Source organism: Saccharopolyspora sp. NPDC003752, from assembly GCF_053605825.1.
Genome location: NZ_JBSGJZ010000047.1, coordinates 32,321 through 48,904 on the forward strand (window position 1 = coordinate 32,321; position 16,584 = coordinate 48,904).

At 68.3% G+C, this 16,584-nt stretch carries 1 protein-coding gene (running past one end of the window); it reads right to left on the reverse strand.

Annotated elements, in window-relative coordinates; genetic code table 11:
* On the reverse strand, positions 1 to 16,584 hold the 3' portion of the coding sequence (locus tag ACWEV3_RS37355) for a protein-glutamine glutaminase family protein (RefSeq protein ID WP_452618416.1). 10,830 nt of this gene lie beyond the right edge of the window; the window shows 16,584 of its 27,414 coding nt (coding positions 10,831-27,414); the start codon falls outside the window, past its right edge — the gene reads right to left on this strand; its stop codon occupies positions 1 to 3.

The following is a 16,584-nucleotide window of genomic DNA, read 5'->3' on the forward strand; positions in this document are numbered from 1 at the left end:
CTAGGGGCGCTGTCGAGGGTCAAGCCGGGCAAATGCGTGCATGATCTCTTCGTGGCCGGCATAGCTCCCGCTCAGGGTCAGTGCCGACCCACCCAGCTCACAGGCGAACAGGCCAACAATCACCATTGCATCGACTCTGGGCGCGTCGTCCAGCAGTTCGGCGTAGGTCCACGCGAACGTCCGCAGCGGAACCTCGGACATCGGCAGGTCCATTCCTTTTAGCCGATTGAACTCGCTCAAGAGCTCGCTGTAGTAGATCGTGGCCGCCCGCTCTGCCTGTGCCTGCCCTGCCGCAGGGTCGACGCCGTAGCCGTGGACCGTTACCTCGGGCAGCGGCGCTCCGTTGCACAGCCGCCACGCCGTGGACCGCGCGACCTGGCGGGCGAGGCGGCGCAGGTCGGTGTCGTCGTTGCCGAGCAACCACGCTCCAGGGATGTCGTTGGTCGCGAGGTCGCTCAGCGGAATAGGCTCGGGCTGAACCGCACCCGGAGGGAGCACCTCACGGAAGTTACCGTTGTACACGAACCTTGCACCCTTGATTCGGTCCATATCCACTACGCCGTCCGCGGCGATCACTCTCGGTAGGTGCAGCCCGTCGCCCCAGCCCGTCAGCAACTTGGACACCGAGCTGATCCCGTCGTCCTTGGATATGGCGTCCGCGTGGCAGCTGATCAGGATCAGCTCCTCCAACTGGGCCGACGCCGCGCGCCGGAACAACTGGCTGGCGGTGATCGCGTTTGCGCTCAAGGCCCCCGGCAACATCACGGTGTCTCCAAGGTGGTGGGGGCGATTGGTGGTCATCTGGAACGCAAACCCGTGGTTCACCTCGCCGTGCATTGCGGCAAGCCACGTGCGCAGGGAGTCCGCCCGGCCGGGAGTGAGGTATGGGACGGCGCGGGATAACGCGGTCGGGTCGTCCGGCTGGCCCCCAACCTTGTAGTGGATCCGGTTGTTCAGCCACTGCGTCCTGCCGGCAAAACAAGATAGCTTCGCGCGGTCGAAGTGATTGGATGGGAAGAATTGGCCTCGCACGCCCAGTCTGGCGCTCGCCAACTCGTAATTCGCCAAGTGTTCGGGGCCTGGCGTGATCGGGTCGATTCGTTCGAAGCCCACCGCGGCCACTGAGAGGATGCCGTCCGGTTTGAAGGTCGTCCTACCGTTGGAGCCGTACCATGTTCGCGAGAACCCCGCGGAAAGCGCACCGGCGGCGATCTCCTTGAGCCCGACAACAGCACCGCCGATGGTCAGCACGAGGAACGACTTCCGCTCGACCATCGCGTCACGGAGTTCGGAAAGCTCGCACAGATACCGGCCGAAGTCGTAAGGGCTCAAGTGACGCTTTGTGCGGTCGGCCAGCTCTACGACGTAGCCTGCGCCATTGTCGGGGTCGAGCCGAGCGAAGATTATCCAGGGGCGGTCTTCCGGCTCCCACGGCACGTCCGCCCACGACCCGTCGCCCGACAGGTAGGTGTGGAACGCAGTAGTGGTTTCGCGCCCCCAGCGCCGCACCCGATTCAGCGTCGACATGTCACCGGGATAGTGCGGGAACAGTCCGAAAGCCTCGCGATTTTTGTCGTAGATCATCTCCACGCTCAGGTCCTCAGCACGCGGGACCGATACCGTCGTCTCCTCGCCGTTGGCGGCACGGAGACGCACGTCGTTGAATAATCTCTCCTTGCGCAACGCACCAGCGAAATCGAAACCCACACCACCGTAGTTGACCCGCACCTCGCTCACATCCGTGTCGAGCAGCACCCGCCACTTGTTGTCGAGCAACGCCCGGAAGGGGGGATGGCTCAGCACCAGCGCCCCCAAATCCGCACCCCCAAGATCGGCATGCACACCGTTGGACAGCACGATTCTCGCGGCTCGCTCCCCGCCGGTCAGCCGCACGACGAGCGTCTCCACCGAAGCGGCGATGCTCTCGCCAGCGGGACGACCCGGGTCGAACGTGATGACCTCGCCACGCGCGTCGTGTCTGACATCCTTAAGCGTGAGCGCGGGGCCGGGAGCGAACGGGCGATCGATCTCCCGGACGCTTTGCTGGGGGGGGTGGCGGAGCGGTCCGACGAGGTGGAAGGACTTAAACGGCCCTCTCAACTCAAACAGCTTCTCTAGGAAAGCCATGCTGGCCTCGTCGTCACCCGGCTGCCCGCCGGCCGTCTCGCTGTGCAGGGCCACCGTCGGCCTCACCTCCCCCGCCATCAGGTCATCGAACAACCCACTAGCGACGACTCCCTCCGCCATCTGCCAGGGCGTGAGCAGTGCGAAGCCGCCGTCAAGCAGCGGCACGCGGAACAGGTTCCCGTACAGCGGTAGCACGATGTGCACGACTCTCGTGTCATCGGCCCATGGCGCGGGAGTTTCGACGAACTTGACCGTGCCGTCACCCATCTTGGTGCTCCGCGCGTGCAGCCGTTCAGAGTAGTCGCTGTACGAGCTGAAGACTTCAGCCCTCGTCTCAGCGTCGGACGGGCTGTCTGCCACGGTCAGCACGTTCTGGTTGAAATACGCGTTGGCGGGCAGCAACCAGTTGATGGCGTCCGCGGTCGCCCGCTGTGCGGGCGCCTGCACCGGAGCGGGCCAGACCGACCGGCCCGTCTGGCCTACTTGACCGTGCATGACTGTCGGTGGGTGGTAGTCCAGCTCCGGCAGAGTCGACTGCGCGGCGACCACGTCCGCCTCGTGATCCTCGTGGTCGACCGGACTGGCGGCTCGGGCCTGCCTCAGCGCCTCGCCGACCTCGGTCGCCCCGGTGCAAAACGGTGCCGCTCCCGGCCGCAGCTCGATCCACTCGGAATCCGACTCGATGCGGCCGTTGTCGATGATCCGCACCTGTCCCCCGGTTGCCAGCACCGGGCTGTCGGCCGCCTCGAGCACCAGCTTCACGAATGCGGCCGGTGCGTCCGTCCCCTGCTGAACTGCCTCGCCGTGCCGAGCCTCGGCGATCTCCTCGTCCCTCACCTCGACGACCTCGTGGAGGTCGAGTCCGCGCGTGCCTTCAGAAACCGCGAGCACTAGATACGTGTCCCCGGCGGGATCCGCGAGTTCGCGGCGTGCGTTCACCATGACGCCGCGCTCGTCCAATACCGTCGCGAACGCGGTGAACGCGACAGGTTCTCCGTACCACATCTCGACTGTGTCCACACCGACGGTCAGCGTGGCGGCGACGATTTCCACGCCGTCGTACCGGGGCATCCTCCCGACCGTTGCGATCGCGTCGGACACACTCTCTCCGAGCGTCGGGTAATACCAGTTCCGCCCACCGGGGCCGCTGAGCATCTGTGTGCGCAGGTGCGTGTCGTTTCGCTGCGGCGACCACCACTCGGTCCAGGCGAAGAGCCGGACGGCCTGCTCGTGCGCGGCCGGACTGAGGGGCAGTAGTTCAAGGAAATCCAGCAACTCATTCAGCGCGCCGTCCCGATCGGCGGGCGACGGCCGCGGCCCCAGCAGCCGGGGTTCTGCCATGAGCGCGTCAAGCCGTCGATGGATCGACGGATCCTTGGCTGCGAGCGCCATTGCGGCCGACAGCTCGGCGTGCACCTGCCACACCGCCGGGTCCAAGCTGCCCGCCCAGAACCGGAACTCCACCCGGTCATCGGCCTCGCCCTCGACGTGCAGGAAGTTGATGGCATCGTTCCTGCTCTCGTTCAACTCTCGCACGTCGTCGACCGAGTTGATCTCGACTGGGTGGAGCGGCACGGGGTTCGGGCCGACCGCCCACAGGTTTCGGTGCGGCGCGCCGGCGCCGTAGTGGTTGCCCAGCCGGTAGAGCACCGTCTCGAATGCCTTGTTCAACCGCGCCAGCCAACCGTAGTCGGAGAGCTCGAGCTGGTCAGTGAAACTGAAATTCACGTGCCCACCAGTGGTGGACGCGTCGGGCCGCTCGCCGTTGGCGGCGCGGTGCGCCCGGATCTCCTTGAGCACCCTCTTCAGTTCCGCCCACGTCGCGGGATCGCCGGGCATGACCGGTGAAACCACCTCGACGCCCCACTTGTGCGCCTCTTCCACGACCATCATCCATTTGTCCGATGGTGACCGTTCGTTCGGACCGGCGAACGCCTTGGCACGAGCACGGCGCAACGCTTCCCCGACCTCGGTAGCTCCCGTCCGGAACGGCAGCGCACCAGGACGCAGCTCGATCCATTCGGAGTTCGACTCGATGCGGTTGTCATCGGTGAGCCACACCTGTCCCCCGGTCACCAGCACCGGGCTATCGACGTAGGTGAGCACCGACTTGCCGAAGGACAGCTGGAAGTCTTCCTCGCTGAGCTCGCTGTCCACGTCGTCCTCGTCGTCGTGCTCGCTGTCCTCGTCGATGACGTCGACCTCGTCGAGGTCGAGTCCGCGCGTACCACCGGACACCGCGAGCACCAGCCGGGGAATCTCATCCAGCTCGACGGTTCCCTCCGCGTCCGCTGTCACCTGGCGCGTCCTCAACGCCTTCGCGAAATGGGCGAACGGAACGGGGTCGCCGAGCCACATCTCGACGGTGTCCGCGTCGGGCGTCAGCGTGGCGGCGACGATCTCCGCGCCGTCGTAGCGCGGCATCCTCCCCGCCACTGCGACCGCGTCGTGCATGCTCACTCCGCGCGTCGGGTAGTACCAGCTCCGCTCGTCGGTGCCGCTGACCGCCGGAACGTCCGGTCCTTCCTCGCCCTCACTGCGGTTGATCTCGGTGAGGAGAAAATCGAAGTCGACGTAGCCCTTGGCCCCTAGCCGTTGCCCCAGTGTTTTGACCACCTCGGGAAACTCCTGGCCGAACATCTGGAACTCGATCTCGAAGCCGAACCAAGCATCCGGATTGCTCGTGACGCCGCCGGGCACACCGTCCTCGAAGAAGGTCAGCGGATTGCCACCGCCGGTGGACTCACTCAGCGCGATGTCGTGGATCTGCGTCATCTGCTCAAGCCGGGCCTCCCGCAGTTGAGCGACCAGCTCGCGAACGGCCGCCAGCCGGCCGGGGGCCTCGGTCAGGTTCGCACGCGCCTCGTCGAACAGCGCCGCCTGAGTCCGCAGGTCGGGGCGGAACCCGTCCGGCAACGCTGCAAGGTGCCGGTGGACGAGAGCAAGTTCGTCGGCGAGCTGCCTCAGCGGGTCACCCTCCACACCCGACGTCCGAGGTCGCTTCGCCACCGGCTCCTCGACGTCCGACTCATTCTCGTCGCGTGGGCGCCTGCGGGCTGGCTCGGGTTGGTCGGTCGACGCCTCCGGAACCACCTGGAACGCAGCGGCACCACCGAGATCGGGCCGGTCACGGTCGTCCAGCTCTGCCGCGGCGGCGTTCGCGATCTCGCCTTGCCGGCGGGTGATGCCTCTTCCAGTGTTGTGGTGGAGGTAGTCCGGCATGTCAAACGGCGGTGCCCCCGCACGGGAGGTGGCACCGCCCATCCGCAACGACGGGCCGCCCGAGAACAGGGCCTCGCGGTCCCAGAAACCTCTCATTCGCACCAGTTCACCGGCACCGCCGAGCTGATTCCTCAACACCGGATCCGTCACCCCGGCCGCACCCTGATCGGGAAAGGCTGCACCCACCCGAACCGAACCGCGCATGAACGGCACGACGTCCACAACAGACGGCGTTACCGGATCGGCGTCGACCACATCCGCCAACGGACCAGGAACATCCGTCGCCTGTTCGACAGCGGCGGGCCCGGCGGGCCCGGCTGGCCGTTCGCCGGCGGCCCGCGGCCACGCCTCGCCGACCTTGCCTGGCAGCGGCCCCTCACCAGGCGACGGCGGAGTGTTCGCGGAGAACGCGGACCCAGCTCGCTTCCCGTTGCTGCCAACGAGCGACCAGCCATTCGGCTCTGGATTAGTGCGTGGTCCAGACGAGAAAAGCGCGCCGATCCGGGCACCGAGCCTGCCGAACAACGGCCACACCGCACCGTTCGATGCCGGAGCGAGCATGATCTTCGGGCCTACTGCCACCGGGGACGGCACGGAAAACGACACACCGACCTGCTCGCCACGGTCGTTCGCCAACGACGCCGCAGCGACCTCACGGGTGTTCGGGGTCTCAGGCTCCCGCGAATCCCGCGGCGTGACTGAACTCTCCGGCTCCTCCGCGATCATGGGCAGCGTCTGCCGCGTTCTGTCGGTGTCTTGCGGCACGGCGGCGTGGTCGAAGGGGGCGGCTTCGGACTTCTTGACGTCGAAGTCGACCCTCCGGGTCCTCCGGTCGACCAGGGTCTCGTCTTCCTCTAGGCGGCCGCGTTCGGTCCACTCCGATGCGAAGTGCCGCTTCGAGCTGACGACGACGTCGTACACCGGAACCGCGTCGTAGCGGCGCCACGTGAGGTTCCTCGATCTGGCGATGTGTTCCAGCTGGGTGGAATTGGACATGCCCTCGGAGCGGGAGTGGCTGCGCCCGCTTCCGAATTCGGGGCCTCCGTACGTGGCGGCGGTGCTGCTAAACACCGCAAAGCCCATCCCGGCGTTGCCGCTCCTGTCGTGGGTGTCGGCTTTGCTTTCGGAGTGGGCCTCGCCGTGTTTGGTCCTGTGCTCTGTCTCTACCCACTCGTACTTGAAGCCCGGGTCGACCAGCCGCGGACGCAACTGGATCCGCCAGGACTCCGCCAAGGCCTTGTCCTGGATCCGGAATTCGGTGCTGTAGCCCTCCTCGGCGAGGAACTGCTTCTCGTTGCCGAGGTTCGGGACCACCATCGACGGCGAGAACAGCGCGTCGAGCTTGGATCGGTGCGGGGTGCCGGGGCCGAACCACCGGCGGATGAGGTCGGGATGGCCCGAGGACTCGGCCATGCACTCAACCACCTGCGCGGCGAGCTGGTCGTCCTCAAGCGCCTTGGCGAGCTGGAACGACGACGCACGGCGCGCTTCCTCGGTGATGTCGCTCTGCACTCCGCCGGTCTGGGAGCCCTGGTGGTCGCGCAGCAGGAATTCCGGCGCGGACAGGTCCACGGTGCCCCGCACAGTCTTCAGCTCGTCGCGCGGCAGCTTGACTTCCCGCAGCTTCTCGTGCTTGTAGCTGGACGGGCCGGCCCTGCCCTCGGTGATGGTCGAGAGCAGCAGCGGCGGTGCCTTGAACTTGTGGACCGTGAACTTCACCTCTACCGGCGCCCGCACTGCCGCCTGATCGTCGGTTCCCACGCGGTCCTGCCGGAAGCCGTCGACCCCGGTGGACTGGTCGCTGCTGCTCTCGGCAGACCTCCCCAGCGGCGCGCCTGGCAGCAGCGTAGTGCTGTCCGGCAGAGCCGTGAGCTCGCCCGGCGTCTCCACGCTCAGGCCGAAGCCCAGGCCCCCGCTGACACCGCGGGAACTGCTCTCGCCGAGCCCTCGCATACCCTTGACCTCCGAGTAACCGGAAGTCTTCCCATCTCCCTCGAAAATGCACTCGGCGCCGCCCGTCACCGGCTTGGCGCGTGCGGTGAACGTGTAGTAGTTCGTGCCGAACCACTGGGAGCGGAACAGGGTCCGCTCCCACTTGCCGTTGAGCAGCTGGCGAACGCCCGCCTCCTCGTCGAGCTGTCGCAGCGCCTGCGTCGCGTCGAACAGCGGGGCCGGCGTGCCCGAATCGGGATCCCACTTGGGGAACAACTCTGGGGCGGCGTGTGCGAACGCCCGGATCGCCCGATCCGACAGCTTCTCCGGGCCCGGTGTCCGGCCCTGGTCGACGGTGAACTTGGTGACCGTGACGCCCTTGTCGAGCCCCTGCCCCAGATCGCGCAGCAACGGCAGGTCATCGGGCAACGGCTCGCCCGACGGCGGTTCCCCGCCCGGGACGCCCGCCACGGATTCGGGCTTGACGTAGAGCAGCCCGCCCGGGATGACCACATCCACGGTCTCGGTGCTCGCGCCGGTGGGGAAGGGGCTGATCGGATCCCACTTGCGGTTGGGCTGGCCAAACAGCTCCTGCCACGCGTCCGCCCGGACCTTGAGCACCAGGTCCCCGGTGAACAGCTCCAAACGCGTCTTGCGGGCCGAACTCGTCTTCGTCGTGCCGGTCAGGGACCCCTCGTGGCCCCCGGAGGCGCGCCCCCCGAAACCAGCCGTCGCGTCACCAACGCCCCAGATGAACTGGGCCGATGCCTCGGCGGCGACGCCCTTGCTGTGTTCGTGCGAGACCGACAGCTCGGACCTGGTGACGTTCTCCCACTGCGCGCCGCCCGCCACCGGCCCGAGCGACCGCTCGTTATGCACGTGTAGCTCGACGCCACCACGCTGCATCCGGTCGAACAACAGGCCCCGACGGCCGCCCTCGTCGCGCACCTGCGTGCCGTGGAACATCCCCGCCAGCCGGGTCTGCCACCAATCCCGGTCGAGGTCCATCACGTACTGCGGGCCGTGGTCGCGCGCTTCCCGCTGCCGGGGCTGCGCGGGCTCGCTCTCCCGGCCCGTGGCCTCCCGCCACATCGCCTGGACCTTGTCACCGGCGCGGTGGTAGAAGTCGACGACCGCCGCGCTCGCCGTGTCCCACGATTCGGCCAGCCGCAACCGCGCCCGCTCGTACTTACCGTCCTTCGCCGCCCACGCCGCCGCGATCTGCGTGTCCCGGAACGCCTGGTTGGCCCTGTTGTAGAGGTCGTCGACCAACACGACCGCCGCATCGCGCATGTCGACCCGGGTGGCTTCCGTGAGCTCACCCACCTGGTCTGCAGCGGTGCGGCCCCGGTCGGCGTCCAGCAGGAACCGTGCGACCCGGTAGTCCACCTCCGCCGGAACCGTGAAGTGCGTCTGCTCGCTGCCTTCCAGCGTGCTCCGCAGGCCCCAGGCCCGCTGCCGTTGCCGGGTTTCGTGGACGCTCATGCGGAGGTCGACCGCACGGGAGACGCGGTCGGCCTTGCCGGTGTACTTCACCCGCAGTTCCGATTCGGCGCTGCTGCCGTGTCCGCCGCCGACTCCCCGGTCTCCCTTGCCGCCCGCGCCGACGACCCCGCCCAGGTAGGTGGATGCACCGTAGGCGTCGGGTCGGACCGTCGTGCGGGCCCAGACGCTGAAGAACGCGCCCCAGCCGAACGAGCCCTTCACCTTGGTCTGCCAGCCCGCGCCCCGCGAACGGGTCGCGCTGAAGTTCGCATCCTCTGCCAGCCCGCGACGGCCGGTGACCTCGCCGAGATCGCCCGTGATGGAGAAGGAGAACTTCCGGTCGCCGGCGGTGACCTCGACGCGGTGCGGGCGGGCGCTTTTACCGGTGATGCCGTCGAACTTGGCCAGCAGCTTGTGCGGGCCAAGCCCGCCCAGCTGCTTCGACACGCCCGCCCACTGCGCATCGCTCAGCTCGACCCCGTCAGCGGCCAAACGTCGCTGCATGTGCTGCATGGCCTCCGCACGGAGCCGCCCGCCGTCGCGCAACGTGACCGGATCCTTGAACATGCCGTCGCCGTCGAGAACAGCGCGGACCCGCTCACGTTCCACCAGGTCGGCTAGGCCAGTGTCCCTCGACCCACCCGGAACCGGTCGCTCGGCATGCGGGTTCAGCGCGTGGTTGAGCACGGCCTCGAACTCGGCCACGTCGTCCGCGCGGACCCACACGTATACGGAACCGGGACTGTCGTCGACAGTCGTCGGCGCAGGCGTGCCCTTTCCACCCGGGCGCGCCGTGAACTGCCCACCGAGAGACAGGTCGATGCGGTACCGCTGCATGCCGTCCCGCTCGATGGACTTGTCCTTGGACTTGCCGCCCGACCTGCCCGTGTAGGACTCCTGGCGCGTGGACGACACTGACATCTGCGCCAGCGGCCCGATCCGCAACGGGCTCTTGTGCCCATCCACCTCGACCTTGCCCAGCTGCGGAAGAATACGCAGCCGCAGCCCGCCCTCTCCGGTGGAGCGCACGCTCTTGGCCAGCTGGCTGTCCTTCGTACGCCGCCAGATCTCGCCGCTGCCGACGTCCTTGCGGATCCCGCCGATCCGCTCGAAGCCCACCAGCTTCGGCTCGATCTGCACGTTGATCTCGGGATGCTTCGACCAGTCCCGGGATGGCCGCGACAGCGCCTTCGGGTAGACCGTGCGGTGGGTGATGTCCACGCCATGTACCAGGCCCTCGGCCGATTCCTCCACCAGAAGAGCGGAATCCAGGCTCGCGGAAACATTATCGTTCAGCGTGGCATCCCGGCGCACCCAGTCCGGCAGCCCGGCCATGACGTTGCGGTGCAGACCGCCAATGTTGGCATAGGTATCGATGTTCGCGATCAACTGCTGCAATTCCAGCGGCATCGCGACCGCATTCCGCGGCACGGCATTCACCGCCGACTCCCCCGCATTCCGGGAGGAGATCGAATCAAGGTCCGTTGTGGACGGACAGTTTTCCAGCATCGAGTCCGGATATATCAGCCGAACCGTCGGGTCGAAGCGGTCGCCGCCCGGCGGCTGTCCGTCAATCTCCCAGTGCAAGTTGAAGTTCACGTCAAAGACCCGGCGGAATGCCCCCAGCTTCGCCGTGCGCTCTCGCACCGTCCAATGCTTCCCCGACGTCGTGCGCGAGCGATCCCCGCCCCAGCTGACAAACGGCAGCATCCGCAGGTTCACCGTCGTCGACACCGCATCGACCGCCGCATCAAGGAAACCCATCACCGGCGTGGCCTTGAGCCGACGGGAAATCGTGCTGCTGGCACTCAGCCTGGGGGCAGTCTCCTGCTTGCTCCGCTGCACCGGCAGGCCCTGGAGGGCGCCCGCGGACAGGTTCGCCGGCCGGATCGCGTCCCGGTCCATGCGCAGAAACACACCCTTGGGCCCGTCATCGGTCGTGATCTGGAACGTCCTGCCGCCGGAAAGCGTCTGCAGCAGGCCAGCCTCACCACGCAGGCTTGCATAGTCGGTCAGCTGCTGTCGCAGCTCCTTCCGCTGCGCATCGTTCAGGGGCATCTTGTCGACGATGTTGCTGATCAGGCTGTCGTCCGCGCCGATATCGGCCCCTGACCACACGCCGTCACTGGGCAACAAGCGGGACGCCTGCGAGATCACCCCGCCCCGCAACAACTCCGACGGAAGCAGAACGCGGTCGGACTCGGCCAAGTCCTCGGCTACCGTCGCGGGGTTGCGCTGCACGTCGCCAGAGCTTGACTGCTCGGACTGTTCCCGCTCGCTGAGAATCTGGTCTTCTCGAGGATGCTGGGCCCCGCCCCGGTGCGGCCCGGATCCCGAACCATCCGATGTGGACTGGTCGGTGGGGATCGACTGGACCGTTTCGGCCGAGTCCGACCGCACGGTGCCCGCGTCGGCCGGTTCGCGGGGGGACAACCGGGAGGGGTCCTGTTGGTTCCCATCATCGTTACGGCGTTCGGACCGCGGTGTCCCACCGGTCTCGACGTTCGTCGACTCCGCTTCGGAGTCCAGGCGCGTGGGCCCGTCGGTGGTGTTGCGCGGATGCCGGGCGGGATCCTCGGGTCCCGTCGAGTGCCTCGTTGAATCCCGCCGTTCCCGACCGCCCACGGGACCTTCGGTGCTGGAGCGCACCACCGGCTCGTTGCCTTCGCCGAGCCGACGGTCCTCGGGTGCCTGCCGCTGCGGCGGTGCTGCGTTGTCCGACCGGACTCCGGAGTTCGGCGCCGTGTCGCCTTGGGTGGGCTCGGCGGGTTCGAGCCAGATCTCGACCTCAGTCGGTCCTTCGGAGCGCACGTAGTGCGGCGCGGGCGACCTCTCGGGGTCAAGGCCGAATGCGTCTCTGCGGAACCGTTGGCGGTCTGGCGTCGTCGACTGGAGAAGCCTGATCACAACATCGAGTTCGCGGACCGTGGCGGCGAAATCGCTGCCCGCCCGACGGGAGTCAACGTCGCCGTGCACCCGGTACCGCACCTTTGGCGACTCACCGGCCTCAAGCGCTGCCAGCGTCTCCCGCACGAACGGGTACAGCTTGCTGCGCTCCGCCAACGGGAGCCGGTCGGCGTCGGTGGGGAACACCACCCGCGCGGCGGGCTCGGCACCCGACAGGCCCGGGTCCTGCCGCGCGTGCGCGAGTTCCTGCTCGTAGACCCGCTTCGCCTGCCACCACGCCGATGCCGTGGCGTGCTCGGCCTCGGTGGCGTTGCGGAAGGCGAATTCCTCCTCCATCCGCGAGCCACCCAGGTCAGTGTCCCGGTCGCCCAGGCCGAACGGGTCGGCTGCGCGGCGCCGGTCGCGGGCGGCCGACCACTCCGCGTCCCGCGCGGCGAAGTCCTTAGCTGCGTGGACCAGCGGCTCGGGCAGCCGGTCGGACCGGTCCGAGCGGCGGACCACATATCCATCTCCCGGCCCGAAGTCCACGTCCGTCACGACAGTGCGCTTCAGGCTGCGCCGGGAGGTCGGCTCGATGACGAACCGGAACCCGGCGCCGTGCGACCACGTGCTGGTGACGCCGTCCGTGTTGGGCTTCTTGTCCGCCTCCACATCGGCTCGTGCGGCAGCCCTGTTCGCGAGTGCCACGTCCGGCTCGGTGTCGAGGAAGCGGAACACCTCGCCCGGCTGCACCTCCACGACCCCCCGGTCCCGGTCCTCGGGCACGAGCAGGTCGTACTTCACACCACCCAGCAGGCCACCCGCCGGATTCGGATACCTGTCGGTGAACTCCTTCAACCCGCGGGCGAACTTCAGGGCCGCCCGATCGCCCTGCTCCCGGCGAACCCAGTCGATCATGGCGAGATCCCGCTCGTACTGCGCCCGGGCGTCGGCATCCTCCGGTCCCAGGCTCAGGTGCTTGACGCCGGCCTGGTGCGCGATCGCCCAGGTGAGCGGCGGGGGCTCATCAGCGGCCTTCCCCTTCTCCGCCCACCTCGACAGCCGGTCGTACAGCGGCCGCCACGACTCGTAGGACGGACCGGGCGAACCCTCGTCCTCCGTCGTGGTCGCGCCGCGCCGCTCGGAGTGGCCGGGCACCACGGATGTCGCCGGGACATCGGCCATCCCGTCCGCCGGCCGGGTGGTGCTCGGCAGGCCCGGCAGTTCGGGCCCACCGAACTCGTTACTGACGTGGTGCTCGTGCTCGGCCTCCCGGGAACCGAGCGGCTCCATCGGCAGTGCCCAGTCGCCCGCTGAGCCGAAGGGCTGCCGGTGCGGGTAGTGGGCGTGTTCGGGGTTTTGCGGGACACCACCGGCGATGTAGGGCAGCGCGGCGAGGGTATTACCGCTGCCCGAGGTGACCTCGGTCGCCTTGCTGCCGGCCGTCGTCTTCGACCCGTCCATCTCGATTCGCGTGCTCACGCCCTCGAGTTCGCCGTGGCCGGTGAGCTTGGAGTGCGCGGTCACCTTCAACCCGAGGCCCGGCGGCAGTTCCAGCGTCACCCCCTTCGGTCCGGGCGCGTTCTGCAGCGCGGCCACCCGGCTCCGAGTGAGCTCGGCGCGCAGCATCCGGCTGGTGTGCGAGTCGACCGTGCCGCCCGCGTCCCTGATGCCCTGCTCCACTTGGCGGACCAAGTCCTCGACGTTGCCCCTGAAATCGATCACCCGGAACTTGGCCGGGTCGTCCGGCAGCGTCTCCGTGGGCTCCGCGGCACGCCACTTCAGAAGCGCCTGCTCAGTCGCATCCTCCGCGGAGCGCTCGGTGACGTGACCCTCACCTGTGCCGCCCCGGGTGCCGACAACCGTGGTGTCCTCGATCGGTGTGATCGTGGTGACCTCGCGGGTGTCCGGCGCCGCCGCGATGCGCTCGCCGTGTCGCTCGATGCGCACGTCGAAGAGCATCTCGGTGCGGTGCTGGGCGAGCGCGCCCTTCACCGTCTCGGTGTGTACGTGCTCGGTTGTCCGCTCGCGAGTAGTCTCCCGGGTCTGCTTGAGCCACTCGAAGATGTGGCCCAACCCGAATCCGAAGTTGCCGTAGGGCGCGCCGTGCTTGCCGGGCGTCGTCTCGGCGTGCGCGGCGGCGGAGTCATTCTGGATCATGGCGGCCGGCGCGAGGACGGTGAATGCCTCGGCCACCACCCTCGAGAACTTGCGCGCGGTGCTGGCGGTCCGCGTGGTCCTGGCGACCTTCGCCATCTCGGCGTGCGTGATGCCCTCCGGCTTCGCCTCGCCCAGCTTCTCCGCGCTGACCCGCAGTTCGTAGGTCTCGCCGGTCAACCGGTCCTGCAACCGCAGCGGGGTGCTGGTGCCGCCGCCTTCCAGGTCGCCCAGCGATGCCTGGAACTGCGACAGGTAGCGCTCCGCCTCGCGGTAGTTGTCGTGCGTGCTGTGCTCGGTCCCCAACGGGGAGGGTGGCAGCAGTCGGTTGGCCCGCTCCTCACCGAGGCGCTGCACCAGTTGTTCCCGCAGCGGTGCGAGGCGGTTGGTGAGGTCGATCGGCTCGATGACGGCGTCGGCCCACTTCGGGGCGCCGATGTCGTGCCCTTCCGGCACCGGGCTGAGCACATCGGCATCGTGCCCGAGCTCCGCCTCGTGCACGGGAAGCGGTATTTCCCCGGCGGCCTCGCCCGCGCGCCGCGCGTCCTCTTCCGCTTGCCTGCTCCGGATCTCGTCCAGCTGCTCGGGAGTGACCAAGACCTTCGCCGCGCGCGGCAACTCGAAGCGCTCGGCGGCCCGGGCGACCTCCTTCGGCTTGAACACATTCCAGCGGTCCAGCTTGCCTCGGCTCCACGTCTCCCCCGCCACCGTGGCCTCCACCGAGGCGGAGATCAAATACATCTTGCGGGGCTCGGGGGCCACCGAGACGGTGTTGGAAACGGCGGTGCTGTGCCCCTTCTTGTGTCCCCAGCTGCTCACCCAAAGGCTCAGCTCGTGCAGGAGCAGCCCCAGCCCATGGGTGGCCGTGCCCGGGGTGTGGAGCTCGTTGGCGCTGGTCGGCAGGTATGCCGGTTCGATGGCGTTGGCCCAGGTCCAGGTCCGGCCCTTCTCCGTACTGGTAGTGCTGCCGCCGCTGATCGACTGCTCCGGCTGCTGCCAGACGGTCTGGAGGATCTCCGGGTTGCGCAGCATGTAGGACACGGCGCCCTCGGCGTACGCATCGGCCCGCCTGCGGTTCCTCCAGAAGAGCCCGCTGATCCGGGTCGGGCGGTTGAACGCCCGCGGGTCACCGGACAACGCCTCCTGCGAGATCGCACGGTCGATCAGCCCAGAGTTGTCCCCGTCCTCGAACTTCCAGACCGGATCGCCGGATGCCCGCACCAGCACCCGCCGCATCGCCTCCCGCACGTGCTCCAGCCCGTGAAACGACACGGCTTGCGCCCAGTCGAGCTTGCGGGACGCGCCGCGGTGGAGCTCATCGCTGCGGTTGATCGAGACGTCTGCCAGCTTGGTGTGGTTGACCGGCTGCACGTCCGGGCGCAGCTCTCCGTGCGAGGCAGGCAGTTCGAGGACCACGTCCACGGTGACCGTTCCCGGCTCGCGCCCTTCGGCGGCGGCCGCGGAGTCCACGATGTCCAGCGGAGGCCGCTCCGGCGCGTGCTTGCCGGACTTGCCGACGCTGATGCCACGGACCAGCTCGTTGTGCTGGTTCCAGTGGTGCCCGGACACGGTGAGCTTGATCGTCGCCCGGTACCGCCGCATCGGCTCGGGCCGGACCTTGCCATCGGCGTCCAGTTCCGATCCGCGCACGCCGCCGCCGGAGAGCTTCGTCTCCTGCCCCATCCCGGACGACTCGGACCGGTTGTAGGTGAACTTGCTGTAGGCGGTCAGCATGCCCGTGCCGTGCAGGGCCGCGTACACGCGGGCGACGCCGCCGCCGCTGAGCGTCCAGTTCCGCCCCTTGGCGAACGTGGCGCCCTCCGACTCGGAGATCTTCTCACCCGTGACGGGGCTCTCGGCCGGTCCGAGGTCGACCAGGCCGCCCTCCAGGCTCGCCGTCACCTCGAACGAGGCGTGGTAGTCGTGGCCCCGCCCGGGTTCCGCTTCGAGGTCCAGTACCAGCGGCCGGTCGGTGAGCATGTCCGGCGCGCGGCGGGCCAGCTCCGCGGGAGAAATCCTGCCGCGGATCTCGTCGCCCCGTGCCAGCTTCCGCTCGTCCTTGGCGGAAATGCCCTTGTCCAGGGATGGGTCGTCGAACTTGGTGACGAACCTGGCGTCCCGCCACTTCCACCGCTTGTGGCCGGGCAGCTCAGCCGCCGAGTCTTCCATGATCTTCGCCAGCCGCCCGCTGGCCTCGCTGAGCTGCAGCGCCGCGCGGGCCGCTGTGTCCTTCACCGCCCCTTCTGTGGGTGCACCGTTCGCCGCCGCGGCAGCGTCGATGCCGTGCCGCGAAGCCTCGGCCGCCTCCGCCAGGTGGTAGCCGTCCACCGCTGCGCGGAAAATGATCGGCTCATGCCCCGGCTTACGGATCTCCAGGTCACCAACGGTGAGGAAGCGCGTCGCCGGGCCAGTGTGGGTTCGGGTCGTCTCCGTCCCGGTGCCACGCTCATAGCCCTGTTCGTGGCTGGTCCCGTACCCACCACCCGCGGATGGGCCCCCTCCGACCGAGACCATTCCGACGTCGAAGCCGGGCCCGCCGGCGAGCGAACCATCCCCGCTGAGGCTCGTCGAGTTGGAGTCGCTGGCGGTGGCCGTGGCCGAAGTGGTCTTCTCGAACCTCGCGCCATCGATGGTCTGGTCGTAGGCGACCTGTCGGACGACGACGCGCATCTGCAGCCGCTGGCCCCTGCAGCGCACGATCCGCTTGATCGGGTTGATACCCGGCAGCAACGCGTCCGAGGACACCCAGCCCAGGCCCGCATCGGCCTGGTCCGG